General features: G+C 73.4%; 14 protein-coding genes and 1 pseudogene. 6 read left to right on the top strand and 9 right to left on the bottom strand.

Annotation, left to right across the window (positions count from 1 at the left end):
• Positions 1 to 43 precede the first annotated feature (43 nt).
• Entirely contained in the window at positions 44 to 607 is a 564-nt protein-coding gene (locus tag ACWGJ5_RS40905) for a hypothetical protein (protein WP_453314686.1), read from the bottom strand.
• A 107-nt stretch (positions 608 to 714) separates the two neighbouring features.
• Here ACWGJ5_RS40905 and ACWGJ5_RS40900 point away from each other — a divergent pair, with 107 nt between their 5' ends.
• Positions 715 to 1,368 (top strand): M15 family metallopeptidase, encoded by a 654-nt coding sequence (locus ACWGJ5_RS40900; protein ID WP_453314685.1) that lies wholly within the window; start codon positions 715 to 717, stop codon positions 1,366 to 1,368.
• Positions 1,369 to 1,422: 54 nt separating this feature from the next.
• Positions 1,423 to 2,451 (top strand): alpha/beta hydrolase, encoded by a 1,029-nt coding sequence (locus tag ACWGJ5_RS40895; protein ID WP_453314684.1) that lies wholly within the window; start codon positions 1,423 to 1,425, stop codon positions 2,449 to 2,451.
• Here ACWGJ5_RS40895 and ACWGJ5_RS40890 read toward each other — a convergent pair.
• The 5 genes from ACWGJ5_RS40890 to ACWGJ5_RS40870 all read right to left on the bottom strand — a co-directional run bounded on the left by ACWGJ5_RS40890 (position 2,435) and on the right by ACWGJ5_RS40870 (position 7,492).
• Positions 2,435 to 2,887: a hypothetical protein gene (locus ACWGJ5_RS40890; RefSeq protein ID WP_453314683.1), complete on the bottom strand. Its 453-nt coding sequence runs from the start codon at positions 2,885 to 2,887 to the stop codon at positions 2,435 to 2,437. The genes ACWGJ5_RS40895 and ACWGJ5_RS40890 overlap by 17 nt on opposite strands.
• Before the next feature lie 74 nt (positions 2,888 to 2,961).
• The gene (locus tag ACWGJ5_RS40885) at positions 2,962 to 5,073 is read right to left on the bottom strand and encodes an FUSC family protein (RefSeq protein ID WP_453314682.1); all 2,112 of its coding nucleotides are present in this window, start codon (positions 5,071 to 5,073) and stop codon (positions 2,962 to 2,964) included.
• Between the two features lie 168 nt (positions 5,074 to 5,241).
• Entirely contained in the window at positions 5,242 to 6,099 is an 858-nt protein-coding gene (locus ACWGJ5_RS40880) for a 5-oxoprolinase subunit C family protein (protein WP_453314681.1), read from the bottom strand.
• Complete coding sequence (locus tag ACWGJ5_RS40875) at positions 6,096 to 6,743, bottom strand: 5-oxoprolinase subunit B family protein (protein WP_453314680.1); 648 nt, start codon at positions 6,741 to 6,743, stop codon at positions 6,096 to 6,098. The genes ACWGJ5_RS40880 and ACWGJ5_RS40875 overlap by 4 nt, the downstream gene beginning before the upstream one ends.
• Positions 6,740 to 7,492 carry a LamB/YcsF family protein gene (locus tag ACWGJ5_RS40870; protein WP_453314679.1) on the bottom strand — a complete coding sequence of 251 codons (753 nt, stop codon included), beginning with the start codon at positions 7,490 to 7,492 and terminating at the stop codon, positions 6,740 to 6,742. The genes ACWGJ5_RS40875 and ACWGJ5_RS40870 overlap by 4 nt, the downstream gene beginning before the upstream one ends.
• 166 nt (positions 7,493 to 7,658) lie before the next feature.
• Between ACWGJ5_RS40870 and ACWGJ5_RS40865 the strand changes: the two genes are divergently transcribed.
• From ACWGJ5_RS40865 to ACWGJ5_RS40850, 4 genes and pseudogenes are all read left to right on the top strand, one after another.
• The gene (locus ACWGJ5_RS40865; protein ID WP_453314678.1) at positions 7,659 to 8,378 is read left to right on the top strand and encodes a DUF969 domain-containing protein; all 720 of its coding nucleotides are present in this window, start codon (positions 7,659 to 7,661) and stop codon (positions 8,376 to 8,378) included.
• Positions 8,375 to 9,349 carry a DUF979 domain-containing protein gene (locus ACWGJ5_RS40860; RefSeq protein ID WP_453314677.1) on the top strand — a complete coding sequence of 325 codons (975 nt, stop codon included), beginning with the start codon at positions 8,375 to 8,377 and terminating at the stop codon, positions 9,347 to 9,349. The genes ACWGJ5_RS40865 and ACWGJ5_RS40860 overlap by 4 nt, the downstream gene beginning before the upstream one ends.
• Positions 9,350 to 9,384: 35 nt before the next feature.
• Positions 9,385 to 10,035, top strand: coding sequence for a pyroglutamyl-peptidase I (gene pcp / locus ACWGJ5_RS40855; protein ID WP_453314676.1), 651 nt, complete (start codon positions 9,385 to 9,387; stop codon positions 10,033 to 10,035).
• Positions 10,035 to 11,087, top strand: a pseudogene (locus ACWGJ5_RS40850) (DUF2891 domain-containing protein). Before pcp ends, ACWGJ5_RS40850 begins: the two are co-directional and overlap by 1 nt.
• On the opposite strand, the gene ACWGJ5_RS40845 reads toward ACWGJ5_RS40850, so the two are convergent.
• From ACWGJ5_RS40845 to ACWGJ5_RS40835, 3 genes are all read right to left on the bottom strand, one after another.
• Entirely contained in the window at positions 11,066 to 11,632 is a 567-nt protein-coding gene (locus ACWGJ5_RS40845; RefSeq protein ID WP_453314675.1) for an HD domain-containing protein, read from the bottom strand. The pseudogene ACWGJ5_RS40850 and the gene ACWGJ5_RS40845 overlap by 22 nt on opposite strands.
• 89 nt (positions 11,633 to 11,721) lie before the next feature.
• Complete coding sequence (locus ACWGJ5_RS40840) at positions 11,722 to 12,534, bottom strand: hypothetical protein (protein WP_453314674.1); 813 nt, start codon at positions 12,532 to 12,534, stop codon at positions 11,722 to 11,724.
• Between the two features lie 221 nt (positions 12,535 to 12,755).
• The gene (locus ACWGJ5_RS40835) at positions 12,756 to 13,094 is read right to left on the bottom strand and encodes a GNAT family N-acetyltransferase (protein WP_453314673.1); all 339 of its coding nucleotides are present in this window, start codon (positions 13,092 to 13,094) and stop codon (positions 12,756 to 12,758) included.
• Positions 13,095 to 13,099 lie beyond the last annotated feature (5 nt).

Below are 13,099 nucleotides of genomic sequence, written 5' to 3'. Positions count from 1 at the left end.
GCCGACGCAACGGGCCGGGCGCGTCCGGGGTGCGAAGTGCGGGTCACTTCGTCATCCGGGCGAGCTCGGCCCGCAGTTCGTCCAGGTGCGCCTCGGCGGTGTCGTGCGGCAGGAACTCGACGACGTCGAGGAACCGGAAGAGCACCCGGCTGGCGGTGACGGCGTACTCGTACTCCGCGAATCCCACCACCGCACCCAGCGCGCCCCGGACGGCGCCGCGCACCACATGCGAGGTCATGTCGTCCGGCTCCGCCGCCGTCATGCCGCGCCGGGCGTTGGGCCGGGCGAGATAGGGGCACACCATCGAGGCGTACAGCATGCACGCACGGTGGCCCGGCCCTTCGAGGGTCGGCGCGAGATTGCGATAGGGCCGCCCGGCGGCCAGCGCCTCCCCGATCGCCGCGCTCTCCGCGGCCCCCACCACACGCCACACCGGTCCCTGCGGCATGGCCTGGTCGCACACCGAGCAGAGACGCTTCTGCGCACATGCGGCGCTGCGTTCGTAGTCGGTCAGCGCGAACTGGGGCTCGTCCCCCTCCCAGGGGGTGATCGCCGGCACCGGATACCCACGGACGTCACGGGGCCGTGCCTCGACCGCCGCCGGCATGGGAACACTCTCGAATCGCACATGTCATGACTACCAGGACCAACGGCTTCGGGCCAAGGCCGGGACAACGACCCCTGTCGAACGGAGAGCCGGGGAGGATTCAGTGCATGAACGAGATCGTGCTGATGGCGGATCCAAGGGTCGCGGCCGTCCCCGTCACCGACTGCGGCGAACCGCTCGTCGACGTCCGGCTGCGGGATTCCCTCGCCGTGGACGCGCGCAGGGCGAAACCGTCAGGGGCGTTCGCTCACCTGCGAGAAGGGGTTCTGATCCGGCTGCTCAGGGCTCAGCAACTCCTCCCGGACGGCCTGCGCCTGCTGTTCGTCGAGGGCTACCGTCCGCCCTCGCTGCAGCGCCAGTACTTCGAGGGGTACGCCGGCACGCTGCGGGCCGCTCATCCGGACTGGTCGCCGGAGCGGGTGCGCGAGGCCGCGAGTCGGTATGTGTCGCCGCCGGAGATCGCGCCGCACAGCGCCGGCGCCGCGGTGGACCTCACGCTCGTCGACGCCGAGGGACGCGAACTCGACATGGGCACGCGGGTGAACGCCAACCCGGAGGAGAGTGACGGCGCTTGTTACACGGATGCCGTCACGACAGGCCCCGAGGCGCGGGCCAACCGGCGCGTGCTCGGTGCGGCGCTGGGTGCCGTCGGCCTGGTCAACTACCCCACCGAATGGTGGCATTGGTCCTACGGCGACCGCTACTGGGCGCTCGCCACCGGCACCGGCAGTGCGCTGTACGGGCCCAGGGAACTCGGATGAGCCGTCGTGCGGCCCGCCCGACGGCCCATGCCCCGTGGGTGATTGACTGAGCCCATGGACGTCGGCGATGACATGCCCTGCGGGCCCGGCCCCGTCCCGAAGGCCTGGGACGCGCCCCCGTTCGACCCCGAACTGGCCCGGGCACTGGCCGGTTCGGCAGCCGCGGCGAGGGAGCCGTACACCCCGGAGAACCTGACGGCCCGGCAGGAGCGGGATGCTTCCTCGCGTCCCCGGCCGACGGTCGGGGAGCTCCGGGCCGACGGCCGCTTCGAGGTGGAGGAGCTGCGGGTGCCGGGGCCGCCGGGCGGCCCGGACGTCACGCTCGTGAGCGCACGCCCCGCCGGGAACGCCGGGCCGCTGCCCCTGCTGTACTACATGCACGGCGGCGGAATGATCTCGGGCAATGCGTGGTCCGTGCTTCCGCGGCTCCTTCGCGAGTGGTCCGCCACCCTGGAGGTGGCCGTCGTCTCCGTCGAGTACCGGCTGGCACCCGAGGCGCGGTTTCCCGCGGCGGTTGAGGACTGTTACGCGGGGCTCGTCTGGGTGGCCGCGCACGCGGCGGAGCTGGGTATCGACGCCGGCCGTGTCGTGGTCGGGGGAAAGAGCGCCGGCGGCGGGCTCGCCGCGGCACTCGCCCTGCTCACGCGTGACCGGGGCGGGCCCGGCCCGATCGGGCAACTGCTCCTGTGCCCGATGCTCGACGACCGCAACCACACCTTCTCCACCCATCAGATGGCCGGCCTCGACACCTGGGACCGGACCTCCAACGCGACCGCGTGGCAGGCCGTGCTGGGCGAAGGGTACGGCGCCGCTGACGTGCCGCCGTACGCGGCTCCTGCCCGAGCGACCGATCTGGCCGAGCTGCCTCCGGCCTATGTCGAGGTCGGGTCGGCGGAGACCTTGCGGGACGAGGCCGTGGCCTACGCGCAGGCGCTCTGGCGGGCCGGAGGCCAGGCCGAACTGCACGTCTGGCCCGGCGCCTTCCACGGCTTCGACACCTTGGCGCCACGGGCGGCGCTCAGCCGGGACGCCCGTGAGGCCCGTACCCGCTGGCTGCGACGCATCCTCACGCGGCCGCGATGACTCCGTAGGTGACCAGGCCGTAGGCGAGGTGCGGGATCGCGTCCGAGGTCCAGTCGGCGGGCGACCATGTGCGCGGGTCGCTGATGTCCAGGCCGGCTATCGGCGCGTCCGTCAGCGTCATCGCCAGGGCCCCGGTCAGCACGGCGCCGAGCCAGGTCTGCGGCCGCAGACCGGCGCGGTGGAGCAGCGACGCGAGGGCGCCCGTCCCGACGCCGACGGCGATGCCCGACAGCGCCCCCAGGCCGGAGAGCCGGTTGTCCCGTCCCTCCCCGTCGGGCACCGGGTGTCCCGCCCGCGTGGTGATCTTCTCCACGACGGCCTCCGGAGTGCTGCTCGAAGGCCGGCCGCGCAGCGCCATGTCCAGGCAGCTCACGGCGTTCAACGCGGTCGTGCCGGCGGCCCCGGCGGCACAGCCGCGCGCGATGGTTGTGAACATGTCGCTCCGGGTCCCCGCCGTTGACACGGGCCAAACGGCGCCGCCGTCGGCCGCGGCCGGATCCGGCGGCACGGTCACGGCGCGTCGGGGCCCTGCCCGGGTTCCGGGCTGCCGCGTGCGATCCGTGTCAGGTCGGTCATCAGCGAGTCGAGCCACGACACGGTCGCGTAGTACGCGCACGGCGCGCCGGGCGGCTCGGTCACGGACCCGACCAGCCGCGGATCGAACAGCGCGAACCGCCCGGTCGGGGTGTCCGCTCCGGGATCCAGGGCCGCCGAGATCAGCAGCATCCGCCCGGCCACCCGGTCCCCCAGCCCGCTGACGGAATCGGCCACCACGGGGTCGAGGCCGGCCAGCGGCGGCTCCAGCAGTCGTTGGGAGCCCCACAGGGTGTGGTGGCCGGCCATCAGCGTGGCCTGCCAGTCCACGCTGCGCGCGGCGGGCCGGCGCGCCGCGCCGCCGAACGGGGTCGGCTCGCTCTGGAACTGCGCGTACGCGGACTCGGCGAGGACGACCGCGCTGTGCAGCGACCGGTGTCCGGACCCCCCGGACGGCGCGGCCACCGCGTCGCCGGCCGCCACCGAAGCGCCGGTCGCCACCACGATCTCGGCTGCCCTGCGCAGGAGTTCCGCGGCCGCGTGGCGCAGTTCGTCATGGGCGCCCCGCGGCCAGGCCAGCAGCCCGAAGACCACGCCGATCGCGCTGCCGACCAGGACGTCCAGCACCCTGGCCTCCGCCAGGCGCCAGGTCGGCGGGGAGAGCTGGGCGAAGACCAGGGCCACGAGCACGGCGAACAGGCCCTGTGCCCAGCCGACTCCCTTGACCGGCCCCACCGTGAAGGCGAACAGCATCCACACCGGCAGTACGACGGCGTAGACGGCCGTATTGCTCCCGGCCAGGCTCAGTACCCCGGCGGTGACGAGGGCCCCGGCCAGGGTGCCCGCGAGCGCCAGACGGATGGTGTGCCAGGTCTCGTCCATGGTGGTCCGGGTCAGGGTGAGCGTCGCCAGCATGGCCCAGAATCCATGGGGCAGCGTGTCCACCCCGGCCACGAGCCGGGCCGCGGTCAGGGCCAGGGCGATGCGGACCGCGTTCTGGAAGAACACGGACCGGCGCCCGGCATGCCCGCGCAGCCGGTGCCACCACAGGACCGGCGCCCAGGTCCTGGCGTACCAGAAGCGGCCTTGCGCGGCCTGGACCGCGGCATGCCTGCCGCGTACGGCGACATCGGCCGCCGTGGCCATCGTCAGCGCGGCGTCGGCGATCTCCAGCACGGCGGCGTCCCGGCGCAGTACGGCGGGCGGGAAGTGGGGCGCGCCGGCGGTTGCGGGCGTCGCGTCCCCGGCGGGGACCGGGCCCGCGGACACGGCCGACAGGTGCTCGCGTGCTCCGACCAGGTCCTCGTAGGGGGCTGACGGCGACGGCCCGGTCCCCAGGCAGTCCGCGGTCGCCGTGGCCAGCCGGACGACGGCCTGCAGCACGGCGGTCACCTCGGGGCCCGGCTGCCCGCCCGGCGGGACGGGCAGTTGCGCCAGGCGGCTGAGGAGGGTGCGCGTGGCCAGACCGGTGTGGGAGAGGGCGCGGTCACGCACGCCCGGCCCGGCCGGGCGTTCCGCCTCCGGCACGGTCAGGAACCGCAGGGACCGGCCGGCCTCCCCGGCCGCCCGGATGTCCGGGCCGGTCAGGGCGTACGGCGGCGCCGCCAGGAGGGCCGCGCAGTGCGCGGCCGTTCGCACCGCGTGAGCGGCCCGTTCCCGGTACGACGGCGGGTTGGGCTCGGGAAGGATCAGCGCCTCGGCGACGATGAAGAGGGCCAGTCCGGTGCTGGTCCCGATCAGGCGCTCGGCGAGCGTGCCGGGCGCGTACGGGGGGAACGACGGGAGGATGTACAGGAGTTGCAGGCCCGGCGCCGCCCCTGCCAGGCGTGGGCCGCCCACGGCGGCGAACGCCAGCGCGAAGCCCACCGCCAGCATGCCGACGACGGCGCACCAGGTCCGCACCGACAGAAAGGTGCCGACGACGACCAGCAGCCAGCACACCGGAAGCAGACGCAGCACCGTCGCGGCACGCTGCCGGCCGCTGCCCGGGATCTTGGCGAGTCCGCCCAGTGCCACGGACGCGAACAGGGCGTAGGTGGCTGCCACCGGGCGGTCGAGGCCGTAGCGGAAGAGGTAGAAACCGGCCACCGCTTCCAGCGTGACGCGTACCGCCCGGCGGCCCGAGACGGCGTAGTCCGCCGGAGTCCGGCGGGCTGGGACACCTCCGACCCCTGCAGCATCGCCCACTGCTACAGAATCGCCCACCGCACCGCGCCCGGCACGCCGCCGCCGGGCGCTGCGGAGAGCGGCAGTGTGTCAGCCCCGGGTGAAACGGACCGGCGTACCTGGTGCGGCCTGGGCGGCGGCGGCCAGGGCGGACTCGGTGACGACGCCTATCACCGGGTAGCCGCCGGTGGTCGGGTGGTCGTGCAGGAACACCACCGGGCGCCCGTCCGGGGGCACCTGCACGGCGCCGAGGACCATGCCCTCGCTCGGCAGTTCGCCTGCCGACAGGCGCTCCAGCGCGGGCCCTTCGGTGCGCAGGCCGATCCGGTTGCTGTGCTGCGAGACGCGATACGTCGCCGAGGTGAGGGTGCGCAGCGCGCCGGGGGTGAACCAGTCGGCGCGGGGGCCGAGGCGCAGCGGCAGGGTCAGTTCGGTCGGCGGTGCCGGCCAGGGAGCGCTGTCGGGGAGCGCCGGTTGCCGGGCGGGTGCGCCCAGCGGGAGGACATCGCCGTCGCGGACCGGCGCCGGGCCGAGGCCCGAGAGCAGGTCCGTCGAACGGCTGCCGAGGACCGGCTCGACGGCGATGCCGCCGGCGACGGCGACGTACGAGCGCACGCCCGCCGTCACCCCGCCCACGTCGAGCACGGCGCCCGCGGGGACCCGCACGGGCACGCCCCAGGCCACCGGCCGGCCGTCGACCGTCACCGGGCACGGGGCGCCGCCGACCACGACGGTCACGCCGCGGTCGGTGCGCAGGGCGCAGCCGGTCAGGGTGGTCTCCAGGGCGGCGGCGCCGGGGGCGTTGCCGAGCAGCAGATTGGCCAGTCTCAGGGCGGCTGCGTCGAGGGCGCCGGAGCGGGGCACGCCCAGGTGCGCATGGCCACGACGGCCGCCGTCCTGGACGGTGGTGAGGGCGCCGGAACGCACGACGGTGAGCTCGGCGGTCATGGGTTGCCGTCCTCCGCCACGAACCGCACGCGCGTCCCCGGCGTGAGAAGGGCCGGTTCCTCCCGGCCGAGGTCCCACAGCGGTGTCGGGTCCGGCATGGTTCCGATCAGCTGCCAGCCGCCGGGGGTGACGCGCGGGTACACCGCGCTGTAGGGGCCGGCGAGCGCGACCGCGCCGGCCGGGACGCGGGTGCGGGGGGTGTCGCGGCGCGGCACGTGCAGCTCCGCGGGCAGGCCGGTGAGGTAGCCGAAGCCGGGGGCGAAGCCGCAGAAGGCGACGCGGAAGGTGTGGGAGGAGTGCCGGGCGGCGACCTCGTGCACGGCGACGCCCCACAGGGCGGCCACCTGGGCCAGGTCGGGTCCGTCGTAGCGTACGGGGATCTCCACGACTCCCCCGTCGTCGGCGGCCCGGGTCGGCACGTCCCAGTGGGCGATGCGGCGGGCCAGTTCCTCCGGGTGCGGGACGCCGTCCAGGAGCACGGTCCACGCGCCCGGCACGATCTCCGCGACGGGCGGCAGGGTGCCCGCGGCGCGCCGCCGCAGGAGTTCGGCGTGGAAGGCTTCCGTGTGCTCGGCGTCCGGCAGTTCGACGAGCACCGCGTGCCGCCCGGCGAGGCGCACCTGCACAGACGGACTCTGTGTCATGCGAACGCCCCGACTTCGATCCCGGCCGCCTCCAGAGCCGCGCGCACCCGCGCCGCGATCCGGGCGGCGCCCGGGGTGTCGCCGTGGACGCACAGGGAGCGGGCGGTCACCACGACCGTCGTACCGTCCACGGCCTCGACCGCGCGGTCCACCGCGAATGCCAGCGCGCGCCGGACCACCACGTCCTCGTCGGTGACGACGGCGTTCGTCTCGCGCCGCGACACGAGCGTGCCCGCCGGGGTGTAGGCGCGGTCCGCGAAGGCCTCCGGTACGGCGGTGAGGCCCGCCTGCTCGGCCGCGGCCAGCAGCTCGGACCCCGGCAGGCCGAGCACCGAAAGGGCGCCGCCCGCCAGTTTCACGCCCTCGACCACGGCCGCGGCCTGCTCGGCGTCGTGCACGGTGCGGTTGTAGAGCGCGCCGTGCGGCTTGACGTAGGCCACCTCGGCCCCGGCGGCCTGTGCGAAGACCCGCAGTGCGCCTATCTGGTAGGCGGTCTCGGCCGCCAGTTCGTCGGCGGGTACGTCCATGGCCCGGCGGCCGAAACCGGCCAGGTCGCGGTAGGACACCTGCGCGCCGATCCGGACGCCGCGTTCGGCGGCGAGGTCGCAGACGCGGCGCATCACCGCGGGGTCGCCCGCGTGGAAGCTGCAGGCGACGTTGGCGCTGGTCACGACGGAAAGCAGGGCGTCGTCGTCGGTGAGGGTCCAGCGGCCGAAGCCTTCACCGAGGTCTGCGTTGAGGTCGATCACGCTCAGAACGTAATCGATTGTTGAACGATCCGACAAGGGATGGATTTACCGAACAGCCTCTTGTTCGATCGTTGAACGATCCCCTAGGGTCCGTGCCACCCTCACGGATTCGGGCCCCGGATCCGCGCCGCCCGGGCCTCCCGCCCCTCACGCCTAAGGCCACCGCATGATCGTTCTCCTCGGCGTCGTCGTGGTGATCCTCGGATTCGTCACGCGCCGCAATCCCGTCCTCGTGGTGGGCGTCGCCGGTGTCTTCACCGGGCTGCTCGGCGGAATGAACCCGCTGGAGGTCCTCGCGGCCTTCGGCCGGTCCTTCGCCGACAGCCGCTCGGTCACCGTGTTCGCCGTCGTCCTGCCCGTGATCGGTCTCCTGGAGCGCTACGGCCTGCGTGAACAGGCCCGCAGGCTCATCGGCCGGCTCGGCGGCCTCAGCGCCGGCCGGTTCCTCACCGTCTACCTGCTGCTCCGCCAGATCACCGCGGCGTTCGGCCTCACCAGCATCGGCGGTCCCGCGCAGACCGTGCGGCCGCTCGTCGCGCCCATGGCCGAGGCCGCCGCCGAGCGCTCGGCGGGCGCGGCACTGCCCGAGCGCCTGCGGGAGAAGGTGCGTTCCTACGCCGCGTCGGCCGACACCGTGGGCGTCTTCTTCGGCGAGGACTGCTTCATCGCGATCGGCTCGATCCTGCTGATCACCGGTTTCGTCAACTCGACGTACCACCAGAACCTCGAACCGACCCAGCTGGCCCTGTGGGCGATCCCGGTCGCCGTCTGCGCCTTCCTCGTCCACGGCGCCCGCCTGCTGCTCCTGGACCGGCAGCTGCACCGGGAGATGGCACACGCCGCCGCCGAACACGATCTGCCGCTGCCCAAGGAGACGAACAAGTGATCAAGGTCGAATGGCTCTACTGGCTGGTGGGCCTCGTCTTCGTCGTCATGGCCGCGCAGATGGCCGCCGACCGCAGCAACCCCAAGCGGTGGACGACGGCGGCGTTCTGGGGCCTGCTGGGGCTCGCCTTCCCCTACGGCACCGGCGTCGCGAACGCCACCGCCCAGAACGGCGGCTGGACCCTGCCCGCCGAACCGCTCGGCGTGGCCGTCCTCGTCCTGATCGTCCTCGCCGGTTTCAACTTCCTCGGCGAGGGCGTCCCGGTCACCAGCACCACCGAGGAACGTGAGGCCTCCGCGTCCCGGCTCGGCAGCAGGATCTTCGTCCCCGCCCTGACGATCCCGCTCGTCGCCATCGTCTGCGCCTCCCTGCTCGACACGTCCGGCCTGTTCGAGACCGGCAGGGCCACCCTCCTGGGGCTCGGCGTCGGCTGCCTCGTCGCCCTGGTCGTCGGCATGCTGGTCACCGGCGAGCGGAAGCTGTCCGTGCCGCTCCACTCCGGGCGTTCCATGCTGGAGGCGATGGGCTCCGCCCTGCTGCTGCCCCAGCTGCTCGCCGTACTCGGCTCGATCTTCGCGCTGGCCGGGGTCGGCACCCAGGTCGGCAAGATCGTGCACGACGTCCTGCCGGACAACTCCAAGTACCTCGCCGTCATCGCGTACTGCGTCGGCATGTTCCTGTTCACCGTGATCATGGGCAACGCGTTCGCCGCGTTCCCCGTGATGACCGCGGCGATCGGCTGGCCCGTCCTCATCCAGCAGATGCACGGCAACGCGCCCGCCGTCCTGGCGGTCGGCATGCTGGCCGGCTTCTCCGGCACGCTGTGCACCCCGATGGCCGCCAACTTCAACATCGTCCCGGCGACCCTGCTCGAACTGAAGGACCAGTACGGCCCCATCAAGGCCCAGATCCCCACCGCCCTGCCGCTTCTGGTCTGCTCCACCGTGATCATGGCGCTCTTCGCGTTCTGAGCGCCTCCGCCATCGCCTCCCGTGCAGGAAGTGCCATGACCCGCGTTCTCATCACCGGTTTCGCCCCCTTCGACGGCCAGAAGGTCAACCCGTCCTGGCAGGCGGCCGCCCTCGTGGCCGCCGAGCCGCCCGCCGGACTCACGGTCACCGCCGGGGAACTCCCCTGTGTCTTCGGCAAGTCCGTCGACACACTGCGCGATGCCATCCGCGCGTCCGCACCCGACCTGATCCTGTGTCTGGGCCAGGCGGGCGGCCGTCCCGGTGTCACCGTCGAACGCGTCGCCGTCAACGTCGACGACGCGCGCATCCCCGACAACGCGGGCAACCAGCCCATCGACGAACCCGTGGTCCCGGGCGGCCCCGCCGCGTACTTCTCCACCCTCCCCGTCAAGGCCTGCGTCGCCGCCCTGCGCACGGCAGGGGTACCGGCCGCGGTCTCCAACACGGCCGGCACGTTCGTCTGCAACCACGTCGCGTACGGCCTCGGCCACCTGATCGCGACCGAATTCCCGCACACCCGCGGCGGTTTCGTGCATGTGCCCTGGGCGCCGGAGCAGGTCACCGACGGCACCGCCCCGGCCCTGGAGCCCGCCACGGTCGCCCGCGGCCTGCGTGCCCTGCTGGTCGCCGCCGCCACCACCCCGGCGGAGCACGACCTGAAGGTCACCGAGGGAGCCATCCACTGATGCCGCTCACCGCCCACGCGGCCGGCTTCGCCCGGCTCGCTCTGGCCAACATCACCCGGGAGTACCCCAACTTCCCGGCGCACCCGATGACTTCACCGGAGGAGGAGATACGGCCGAGCACCCTGCATCCGGCCTTCCACGGCGCCTACGACTGGCACTCGTCGGTCCACATGCACTGGCTGCTGGTACGCCTGCTGCGCCGCCACGGCGGCACGCCCGCCTTCCCGCACACGGCGCCGGTCACCGCCGTACTCGACCGGCACCTCACCCCCGGGAACATCGCGGCCGAAGCCGCCCATCTCCTCGCCCACCCCTCCTTCGAGCGGCCGTACGGCTGAGCCTGGCTGGTGGCGCTCGCCGCCGAATGCCGGGCGTACGGGGATACGGCGGGCGCCCGCTGGGCCGAGGCCCTGGAACCGGCCGTCACCGTCGTCGGCACGCTGCTGGCCGAGAGGCTGCCGAAGGCCACGTATCCGGTGCGTCAGGGGAACCATCCCAACAGCGCCTTCGCGCTGGGCCTCCTGCTCGACGCGGGCGAACTGCCCGCCGCGACCACCGGGGCCGTACGGCAACGGCTGCTGACCTGGTTCGCGGACGATCGCGACGCGCCCGCGCACTGGGAACCGTCGGGCCAGGACTTCCTGTCCCCGGCGCTGACCGAGGCCGACGCGATGCGCAGGGTGCTCGGCGGAGAACGGTTCGGACACTGGCTCGACCGCTTCCTGCCCGCGCTGCGCTCCGGCGCCCCCTGCCCGTTGCTGGAGGTGCCCGTCGTCTCCGACCGGGCCGACCCGCAGATCGGCCATCTGCTGGGTCTCATGCTCAGCAGGGCCGCCGCGCTGCGCTCGATCGCCGCCGCGCTGCCGGACGGAGGGGTCCGTACGCGCTTGGCGGAAGCCGCCGACGCCCACCTCGGGGCGGGCCTGCCGGCAGTGGAACGCGCGGACTTCACGACCGACCACTGGCTGGCCACCTTCGCGGCACTCGCTCTCGACGCGGGACCGGATCCGGTCCCGGACGCCGTGTCCTGCTATCGGCGGGCGGCGACCTGACGGCGGGCGGCGACTCGCTCCAGGACCGGTCGCCACGCCGCGAGCGGAACCACCGCCAGGCCCACCACCTTGCCCGCGTCGTCGGCACGCCGCAACGCGATCGCCGCCGCGAAGTCGGGGTCCGCCTCGAACGCCGCCGCTTCCGCCGGGGTCATGGGACCGCCCTGACGGCCGAGCGTGCGGGCGCTCTCCGGTGACAGCACCAACTGCGGGTCGGCGGCGGCCAGATAGCGTTTGGCCGGGATGTGCGCGGCGACCAGACGGGCGACCCGCGGCCCCAGCAGGCCCTGGACCGCGGCCGCGGCATGCCTGCCGTGTCCCTCCTCGTCGGCGGGCACGAGGTAGTGCCCGATGTCGTGGACGAGCCCGGCCACCTGCAGTTCCTCGTCGTCCGGGTGACTCACGGCGAGCAGGGCGGCGACCTGAAGGCCGTGGTCCAGGATGTCCACCGGGTCGCCCGACCGGTCCGGGGTGTCCCAGACGTCCGCACAGTCGGCCAGCAGAGCCATGAGATCGTCCACGGACGGCAGGGGGTCGTACGTCATGGGCCCAACCTGCCGCGCCGAGGCGTACGGCGGGTGTCGGCAGGGTGTACGGACCGCACTCCGGGCGGGGCGGAAGTGGAGTACGGCGCTCAGCCGGTCAGAACGCCGCTCATGCCGCTGACCGGGACTGTGTCGCCGGGCCGGGGTGTCCGCACCGGCACCGGTGCGCCGAGCCCGGACAGCGCCGTCGTCACCTTCACCTGGACGGCGGCCAGGTTCAGTGTCATGCAGGTCTGCACGAGCCGCCCTCGGCCGTCGACCCACGCGTCGGCGAAGGCGGGCAGGTCGTCTCCGAGGATGTCCCGGGCCTTGTCCGTCTTCGACCGCACGTCGGGGGCCATCCGGAGGGTGAGCGTCTTGTGGTCGAGCATCCCGCGGTAGTGCACGGTCCGCACACCGTGGACGGTCTCCTCGCCCTCGCGGGAGACCCGCTTCATCGCGGCCGTCTGCCGGAAGACATGCTCCGGGTCGTTGACCGGGGCCCGGAGGACGTAGTGCGCCTCGGCCTTGTCACGGGGCATCACCGTCCACGCAGCGGCATCGACGCCGGCGGCACCTTTGACGTAGACCTTGCCGTCCGCGAAGGTCTCGTCGATGTGCGGGATGCCGCCCTCGGGGAAGTCGACGGCGAGCAGGCCCCGGCCGCCGGCGAAGTCGAACCCTCCGGTGACGGTGAGCGTGTACGTCCCTCCGTCGCCCGAGACCTCGATGCGCTCGTGCAGACGGGCGGTGGTCGCACCGGTCCTGGCGACGGCTGCGCGCACGGCGTCAGCGGGCGCCGCGGACGCCGCACCGCCACCCGGTTTCGCCTCACCGGTACCCCCGGCGCCATGGTCGCCGGTCGCGGCGCACCCCGCGCACAGCAACGCGGCGACAGCGGCCAAGGGCAGGGCACGACGCATCGGCTCTCCGGAAGTCGTCCATGAGCACCGCGGCAGAGGCGTCGTTCGAGGCGTCCTGCGTGGCTCGGCATGAAGGGCGCAGCCGGGAGGTCCGGCCGGCACGCCCCAGGGTGACTGTCTGACGATCTTACCGTGCGGCCGTCGGTACGCTTCGGGAATTCTTCAGCAGTGCGCTGTCGCGAGGCCGGCCGCCGAGTCCGGCGGCCGGATGGAACGTGCGGTCAGCCCAGTTCGGTGTCCAGCCAGTGCAGGACTTCCGGGGTCACGGGGTCGGTGATGTCGGCGAACTCCTCATGTGTGTTCAGGAACTTGGCGACGTACGGGCAGACCGGCACGATCCGCTTGCCGGACTCGCGTACGTCGGTGAGCGCCTCCTTGACCAGCCGGGAGGCCAGTCCCTGTCCGGCGAAGGCCTCGTCGACCTCGGTGTGGAAGAACACGCGCTGTTCACCGCGGTCGCGGTAGGCGGTCAGTCCGGCGCGCTTGCCGTCGACCAGGATTTCGTACCGGTTCTTGACGTCATTGCGCTCGACGGTCGAAGCGGCGGAGGGCTGGCTCATGGGAT

It is taken from the genome of Streptomyces sp. NPDC054783, assembly GCF_053611725.1.
This window is presented reverse-complemented; position numbering and strand designations above follow the sequence as displayed.